Here is a 1,122-nt window from a genome sequence, read left to right on the forward strand (position 1 = left end):
AAAATATGAATTTGATATGGCTATGAGTAAGTTGTTAAGTGAACCGGTGAGTAAGTCCAATGCTCTCTAAACAGAAAGGTGTCACGTTGATCGAGCTAGTGCTAGCGATCGTTGTTGGTGCGGCGGTGATTGCAATGCTGATCCCTGTGTTGAAATTTATGTTTAGTGTGCCAGAAAAGGCCCAAGCAGCTGATAGAGCCTCGCATAAAGCATTCATAGTGAGTGAAAATATCGTTCGAGCACTTCGTAACGCTAGTGAGGTGCAGATAGAGTCAGAGCAATGCCTAACAGGAGAGAGCAAGGCGCAATCATTCTCTTTTTGTTTTGAGGGTGGAGAGCTAATCCGGACAGACGCTTTTGGAAACAAGAATGTCTTAATGCGAAGTATCTCTGGTCGCTTTGATAAGGTTGCGAACGCAAGCGCGATTAACCTTGCTTTTGTCATTTCTGAATCACAAGCACGCTATTCGTTCTCTCAAGCTCACTTCATGCAAAACAATGATACTTTGGGGCGAGATTAAATATGTATGCACGTGCGGAGCAAGGCTTTATGTTATTGAGTGCAGTGTTTGTTCTGTTGCTTTGTGCTGTATTATCGCTGACACTCGTGGAACGGACTATTAATGTGAGTGAGCGAAGCGCTACCAACATGCTTTCTGCGCAAGCATATTTTTATGCCGATTCCGTACTCGTCGAAGCAGATGATTCGGGGGCTTGTGATGTAAATAGCTCTCATGTCTTGGCAAAACATGATGCACTGTCTTGTCAGGTAAGAGTTGAGTGTAATGAATCTGAAATGAGGTCTGCCGTGGCGGTATGTAAAACGCGCGACGGCATCCCTATTGTTCGAAAGGCAATGAAATAAGGTCTATTTAGGCTTCTTCGACAACGTCTTCAGAAGACTCCATGCCTAGTTCTTTGATTTTTCTTGTTAAGGTATTTCTGCCCCAGCCCAATAGTAACGATGCGTCGCGACGACGACCGCTCGTGTGGCTTAATGCCGTCTCAATCATGATTCGCTCGAACTCAGGAACAGCTGTATCAAGAATGGCGTCTTTGCCTTTTTTAAGTTCTTGGTCAGCCCATTGACGAAGCCCTTCTTGCCACGTGACGCCAGTTGCT

At 45.2% G+C, this 1,122-nt stretch carries 3 protein-coding genes; 2 read left to right on the forward strand and 1 reads right to left on the reverse strand.

The genetic code is table 11. The features are described 5' to 3' along the window. Positions 1-59: 59 nt before the first annotated feature. Complete coding sequence (locus A3762_RS20325; RefSeq protein ID WP_068475276.1) at positions 60-521, forward strand: PilW family protein; 462 nt, start codon at positions 60-62, stop codon at positions 519-521. 2 nt (positions 522-523) lie between these two features. Further along, on the forward strand, positions 524-865 hold the full coding sequence (locus A3762_RS20330) for a hypothetical protein (protein WP_068475278.1): 342 nt from the start codon (positions 524-526) through the stop codon (positions 863-865). Positions 866-872: 7 nt separating this feature from the next. Here the strand turns inward: A3762_RS20330 and A3762_RS20335 are convergent. Then, the coding region (locus tag A3762_RS20335) for a helix-turn-helix domain-containing protein (protein ID WP_304439310.1) at positions 873-1,122 on the reverse strand (250 nt) is incomplete at its 5' end.

The organism is Oleiphilus sp. HI0125 (assembly GCF_001635355.1).

What these genes read in the sequence shown, in the direction of transcription:
- A3762_RS20330 (WP_068475278.1), top strand. Translation starts at nt 524, where the DNA reads ATGTATGCACGTGCGGAGCAAGGCTTTATGTTATTGAGTGCAGTGTTT.
- A3762_RS20325 (WP_068475276.1), top strand. Translation starts at nt 60, where the DNA reads ATGCTCTCTAAACAGAAAGGTGTCACGTTGATCGAGCTAGTGCTAGCG.